General features: G+C 60.8%; 5 protein-coding genes. All 5 read left to right on the top strand.

Annotation, left to right across the window (positions count from 1 at the left end):
- Positions 1–282 precede the first annotated feature (282 nt).
- The 5 genes from ACW9I6_RS29655 (at position 283) to ACW9I6_RS29675 (ending at position 6,248) form a co-directional block, all read left to right on the top strand.
- Positions 283–1,593: an ABC transporter substrate-binding protein gene (locus ACW9I6_RS29655; protein ID WP_003215317.1), complete on the top strand. Its 1,311-nt coding sequence runs from the start codon at positions 283–285 to the stop codon at positions 1,591–1,593.
- Between the two features lie 136 nt (positions 1,594–1,729).
- The gene (locus tag ACW9I6_RS29660; RefSeq protein WP_003215314.1) at positions 1,730–2,656 is read left to right on the top strand and encodes a carbohydrate ABC transporter permease; all 927 of its coding nucleotides are present in this window, start codon (positions 1,730–1,732) and stop codon (positions 2,654–2,656) included.
- 10 nt (positions 2,657–2,666) lie between these two features.
- On the top strand, positions 2,667–3,497 hold the full coding sequence (locus ACW9I6_RS29665; RefSeq protein ID WP_003215312.1) for a carbohydrate ABC transporter permease: 831 nt from the start codon (positions 2,667–2,669) through the stop codon (positions 3,495–3,497).
- Positions 3,498–3,644: 147 nt separating this feature from the next.
- Complete coding sequence (locus ACW9I6_RS29670) at positions 3,645–4,748, top strand: ABC transporter ATP-binding protein (RefSeq protein WP_003215310.1); 1,104 nt, start codon at positions 3,645–3,647, stop codon at positions 4,746–4,748.
- A gap of 18 nt (positions 4,749–4,766) precedes the next feature.
- Positions 4,767–6,248, top strand: coding sequence for a mannitol dehydrogenase family protein (locus tag ACW9I6_RS29675; protein WP_457340141.1), 1,482 nt, complete (start codon positions 4,767–4,769; stop codon positions 6,246–6,248).
- Positions 6,249–6,343: the final 95 nt, after the last annotated feature.

The following is a 6,343-nucleotide window of genomic DNA, read 5'->3' on the forward strand; positions in this document are numbered from 1 at the left end:
GCAGTGTGTCAGGCAGCGCAAATGTCGGCTGATTCACCGCCTTCGCGAGCAAGCCCGCTCCCACATTTGCATCGCGCTCACGCAGGAAGCCGATCGCTCCCAGCGAATCGTTTCAGCAATTTTCCGCCTCAGTGCAAAAAAGTATCAGTAAAAGTGCTCCCAAGGATTTGTCAGCACGTCAATTGAAGGCTGTAATCAACGCACACTCTTCCAGCTGTCGTGGAAGACACAACAACAATAACTGTCCTTCTGCAGCCCCTGGGCGCAGAAATGGAGTGCGCGATGAAGTTCACAGCCAAAGCTCTGCTTGCCTGCACCTGCATGACCCTCAGCGCCGTCAGTCTTGGCGCGCAAACCCTGACCATTGCCACCGTCAACAACAGCGACATGATCCGCATGCAAAAGCTCTCGAAAACCTTCGAGACCGAGCATCCGGAGATCAAGCTGAACTGGGTGGTACTCGAAGAAAACGTCCTGCGCCAACGCCTCACCACCGACATCGCCACCCAGGGCGGACAGTTCGACGTGTTGACCATCGGCATGTACGAAGCTGCACTCTGGGGCGCCAAAGGCTGGCTGGAACCGATGAAGGACCTGCCTGCTTCCTACGACCTGGACGACGTTTTCCCGTCCGTGCGTGACGGTCTTTCCGTCAAGGGCTCGCTGTATGCCCTGCCGTTCTACGCCGAAAGCTCCATCACCTACTATCGCACCGACCTGTTCAAGGACGCCGGGCTGACCATGCCCGAGCATCCGACCTGGACCCAGATCGGCGAATTCGCCGCCAAACTCACCAACAAGGACAAGGAACAGTACGGCCTGTGCCTGCGGGGCAAAGCCGGTTGGGGCGAGAACATGGCGCTGATCACCACCCTGGCCAACGGCTACGGTGCACGCTGGTTCGATGAGAAGTGGCAGCCGGAATTCAACGGGCCTGAGTGGAAAGACGCGCTGAACTTCTACGTCGACAACATGAAGAAATCCGGCCCGCCGGGGGCTTCCAGCAACGGTTTCAACGAAAACCTGGCGCTGTTCAACAGCGGCAAGTGTGCGATCTGGGTCGACGCCAGCGTCGCCGGCTCGTTCGTCACCGACAAGACCCAAAGCAAGGTGGCTGACCACGTCGGCTTTACCTTTGCCCCGCACGAGAAGACCGACAAAGGTACTTCGTGGCTGTACTCCTGGTCCCTGGGGATTCCAACCAGTTCCAAAGCCAAGGACGCTGCCAAGGTGTTCACCACCTGGGCCACTTCCAAGGAATACAGCCAGTTGGTCGCCAAGACCGACGGGATTGCCAACGTACCGCCAGGTACCCGCAAATCGACCTACAGCGACGAATACATGAAGGCCGCGCCGTTTGCCAAGGTGACGCTGGAATCGCTGAAAGTCGCCGACCCGAAAGACCCGTCGGCCAAGCCGGTGCCGTATGTGGGCATCCAGCTGGTGACCATTCCTGAATTCCAGGCGATTGGTACCCAGGTCGGCAAGTTCTTCTCCAGCGCACTGACCGGTGGCTCCACTGCCGAAAAAGCCCTGGCGGATGCACAGACCTTCACCGAACGCGAAATGAAGCGGGCCGGTTATCCCAAGTAACCCCCAACACCTGTAGGAGCGAGCTTGCTCGCGAAAAAGGTACATCCACCGCAGCGATGCGCCTGGAATACTTTCGCGAGCAAGCTTCGCTCCTACAGGGGCTTTGCGTACCTGTCTCTAATCGGTCCTGATCACCATGAATACCACCACTGCCCAAGTGCAAACCGCTACGCCGGACAAGCCGCGTAAAAGCCGCCTGATAAACCCCGGCTGGTTCCTCGTCAGCCCCTCGGTGGCCTTGTTGCTGCTGTGGATGATCGTGCCGCTGGGCATGACCCTGTACTTCTCGCTGATTCGCTACAACCTGCTCTACCCCGGCGAAAACCAGTTCGTGGGGCTGGAGAACTTCACCTACTTCATCACCGACTCGGGGTTCTTGCCCGGCGCCACCAACACCCTGTTGCTGGTGGGCAGCGTCTTGCTGATCAGCGTGGTGTTTGGCGTACTGATCAGCGCCCTGCTGGAAGCCAGCGAGTTCTTCGGTCGCGGCCTGGTGCGGGTGTTGCTGATTTCACCGTTCTTCATCATGCCCACTGTCGGTGCGCTGATCTGGAAGAACCTGATTTTCCATCCGGTGTCGGGGATCCTCGCCTACGTGTGGAAGCTGTTCGGCGCCCAGCCGGTGGACTGGCTGGCCCATTACCCGTTGCTGTCGATCATTATCATCGTGTCCTGGCAGTGGCTGCCCTTCGCGATCCTGCTGCTGATGACCGCCATGCAGTCCCTCGACCAGGAACAGAAGGAAGCCGCCCGCCTCGACGGTGCCGGCGCCATCGCGATCTTCTGGCACCTGACCCTGCCGCACCTGGCACGTCCGATTGCCGTGGTTGTGATGATCGAAACGATCTTCCTGCTCTCGGTGTTCGCCGAAATCTTCACCACCACCAACGGTGGCCCCGGCTACGCCTCGACCAACCTCGCCTACCTGATCTACAACCAGGCGCTGGTGCAGTTCGACGTGGGCATGGCCTCGGCCGGCGGCTTGATTGCCGTGGTCATCGCCAATATCGCGGCGATCATCCTGGTGCGGATGATCGGCAAAAACCTGACTGACAAGCCTTGAGGGCCGCGCCATGACGCTTCAACAATCCCGCCGCCTGCAAAGCGTGTTGCTCGGCACCCTGGCCTGGGCCATCGCGATCCTGATTTTCTTCCCGATCTTCTGGATGGTGCTGACCAGCTTCAAGACCGAAATCGACGCGTTCGCCACCCCGCCGCAGTTCATCTTCACGCCGACGCTGGAGAACTACCTGCACATCAACGAGCGCAGCAACTACTTCAGCTACGCCTGGAACTCGGTGCTGATTTCCTTCAGCGCCACCGCCCTGTGCCTGCTGATCTCGGTACCGGCCGCCTACTCCATGGCGTTCTACGAGACCAAGCGCACCAAGGGCACGCTGCTGTGGATGCTCTCCACCAAGATGCTGCCGCCGGTGGGCGTACTGATGCCGATCTACCTGCTGGCCAAGAGCTTCGGCCTGCTGGATACGCGCATTGCGCTGATCATCATCTACACCCTGATCAACCTGCCGATCGTGGTCTGGATGGTTTACACCTACTTCAAAGACATCCCCAAGGACATCCTCGAAGCCGCCCGCCTGGACGGCGCCACCCTGTGGCAGGAAATGGTCCGGGTGCTGCTGCCGATCGCCAAGGGCGGCCTGGCTTCCACGGTGCTGCTGTCGCTGATCCTGTGCTGGAACGAGGCGTTCTGGTCGCTGAACCTGACCTCGTCCAACGCCGCGCCGCTCACTGCATTGATCGCCTCCTACTCCAGCCCCGAAGGCTTGTTCTGGGCCAAATTGTCTGCCGTGTCGACCCTGGCCTGTGCGCCGATCCTGATTTTTGGCTGGATCAGCCAGAAACAGCTGGTCCGCGGTCTGTCCTTCGGCGCCGTGAAATAACGGCCAAACCACACCTCTGTAGGAGCCGGCTTGCCGGCGATGGCGATCTCAAGGTCGCCGCAAGGCTCAAGGGCCTCATCGCCGGCGAGCCGGCTCCTACAGCTGACGTGTTTGGCTCTAGCGAATAACAACAAGCGGAGGCCCATCATGGCCAACCTGAAAATCAAGAATCTGCAAAAAGGCTTCGAAGGTTTCTCCATCATCAAGGGCATCGACCTTGAAGTGAACGACAAGGAATTCGTGGTGTTCGTCGGCCCGTCGGGCTGCGGCAAATCCACCCTGCTGCGCTTGATTGCGGGCTTGGAAGAAGTCACCGAAGGCACCATCGAACTGGATGGCCGCGACATCACCGAGGTCACCCCGGCCAAGCGCGACCTGGCAATGGTGTTCCAGACCTACGCCCTGTACCCACACATGAGCGTGCGCAAGAACATGTCGTTTGCCCTGGACCTGGCCGGCGTCGACAAGAAGATTGTCGAGAGCAAGGTCAACGAAGCAGCACGTATCCTGGAGCTGGGCCCTTTGCTTGAGCGCAAGCCAAAGCAGTTGTCCGGCGGCCAGCGCCAGCGTGTCGCCATTGGCCGTGCGATTGTGCGTAACCCGAAGATCTTCCTGTTCGACGAACCCCTGTCCAACCTCGATGCCGCCCTGCGGGTGCAGATGCGCCTGGAGCTGTCGCGCCTGCATAAAGAGCTGCAAGCCACGATGATCTACGTGACCCACGACCAGGTCGAAGCCATGACCCTGGCCGACAAGGTTGTCGTACTCAACAGCGGCCGAGTGGAACAGGTGGGCTCGCCGCTGGAGCTGTATCACCAGCCGGCCAACCTGTTTGTCGCAGGCTTTTTGGGCACGCCGAAAATGGGTTTCCTCAAGGGCAAGGTCACTCGCGTTGACCCACAGAGCTGCGAAGTCGAACTGGACGCCGGCGGCCGCATCAGCCTGCCCCTGAGCAGCGCAACCTTGAGCGTCGGCAGCGCCGTGACCCTGGGCATTCGCCCGGAGCACCTGGAAATCGCCGCGCCGGGGCAAGCCACCCTGACCGTCACCGCCGACGTCGGCGAGCGCCTCGGCAGCGACACCTTCTGCCATGTGATTACCGCCAGCAAGGAGCCGTTGACCCTGCGGATCCGTGGCGACATGGCCAGCCAGTATGGCGAGACCCTGCAGCTGTACCTGGACCCGACCCAATGCCATCTGTTCGACGCTGAGGGTGTTGCCGTGGCCCGCCCACTGCGCGCCGCCGCCTGATTTCGCGAGAATTTCCCGATGAAACTGAACAAGCAAAACCTCACGCAACTGGCGCCCGAAGTGCAACTGCCGGCCTATGCGATTGCCAATACCAGCCAGGGCATCGCGCACATCGGCGTTGGCGGGTTCCACCGCGCCCACCAGGCGTATTACACCGATGCCTTGATGAATACCGGCACAGGCCTGGACTGGAGCATTTGTGGTGTGGGCCTGCGCAGCGAGGACCGCAAGGCGCGGGACGACTTGGCCGGCCAGGACTACCTGTTCACCCTGTATGAACTGGGCGACACCGACGACACCGAAGTGCGCGTGATCGGCTCCATCAGCGACATGCTGCTGGCCGAAGACGGCGCCCAGGCGTTGATCGACAAGCTGGCCAGCCCGCAGATTCGCATCGTCTCGCTGACCATCACCGAAGGCGGCTACTGCATCGACGACAGCAACGGCGAGTTCATGGCCCACCTGCCGCAGATCCAGCATGACCTGGCCAACCCGGGCTCGCCGAAAACCGTGTTCGGGTTTATCTGCGCGGCGTTGACCCAGCGCCGGGCCGCCGGGGTGCCGGCATTTACCGTGATGTCCTGCGATAACCTGCCCCACAACGGCGCCGTGACTCGCAAGGCGTTGCTGGCCTTCGCCGCGCTGCATGACGCTGGCCTGCACGAGTGGATCAAGGCCAACGTGAGCTTCCCGAATGCGATGGTCGACCGCATCACGCCAATGACCAGCACCGCGCACCGCCTGCAACTGCATGACGATCACGGCATCGACGACGCCTGGCCGGTGGTCTGCGAGCCGTTTGTGCAATGGGTGCTGGAAGACAAGTTCGTCAACGGCCGCCCGGCGTGGGAGACGGTGGGCGTGCAGTTCACCGACGACGTGACGCCGTATGAAGAGATGAAGATCGGCCTGCTCAACGGCAGCCACCTGGCATTGACGTACCTGGGCTTCCTGAAGGGCTATCGCTTCGTCCACGAGACCATGAACGACCCGTTGTTCGTGGCCTACATGCGCGCCTACATGGACCTGGACGTCACGCCCAACCTGGCGCCGGTTCCGGGTATCGACCTGACCGAATACAAGCAGACCCTGGTGGACCGCTTTTCCAACCAGGCGATTGCCGACCAGCTGGAGCGCGTGTGTTCCGATGGTTCGTCGAAGTTTCCCAAGTTCACCGTACCCACCATCAACCGCCTGATTGCCGATGGTCGCGAGACCGAGCGTGCTGCGCTGGTGGTGGCGGCCTGGGCGCTGTACTTGAAAGGCGTGGATGAGAATGGGGTGATCTACCGCATTCCAGACCCTCGCGCCGAGTTTTGCCAGGGGCTGGTGACGGACGACGCATTGATCAGCAAGCGGCTGCTGGGGGTGGAAGAGATTTTTGGTACGGCTATTCCCAACTCGCCCGAGTTTGTGGCAGCGTTTGAGCGGTGTTTCGAGAGCCTGCAGGATGTGGGTGTGAGCAAAACGCTGGAGCGGCTGCTCGCCAATCTCAACTGACGGAACCGAATCAAAAATGTGGGAGCGGGCTTGCTCGCGAAAGCGGTGGATCCGTCCACCTTTTCCTAACCTACCCACCCCCTTCCCTAACAAAC

The sequence above is a fragment of the Pseudomonas sp. SDO5522_S412 genome, from assembly GCF_054071215.1.

Excerpts from the sequence above, each read along its gene's own strand:
- ACW9I6_RS29655 (WP_003215317.1), top strand. The coding sequence starts at position 283 with ATGAAGTTCACAGCCAAAGCTCTGCTTGCCTGCACCTGCATGACCCTC.
- ACW9I6_RS29660 (WP_003215314.1), top strand. The coding sequence starts at position 1,730 with ATGAATACCACCACTGCCCAAGTGCAAACCGCTACGCCGGACAAGCCG.
- ACW9I6_RS29665 (WP_003215312.1), top strand. The coding sequence starts at position 2,667 with ATGACGCTTCAACAATCCCGCCGCCTGCAAAGCGTGTTGCTCGGCACC.
- ACW9I6_RS29670 (WP_003215310.1), top strand. The coding sequence starts at position 3,645 with ATGGCCAACCTGAAAATCAAGAATCTGCAAAAAGGCTTCGAAGGTTTC.
- ACW9I6_RS29675 (WP_457340141.1), top strand. The coding sequence starts at position 4,767 with ATGAAACTGAACAAGCAAAACCTCACGCAACTGGCGCCCGAAGTGCAA.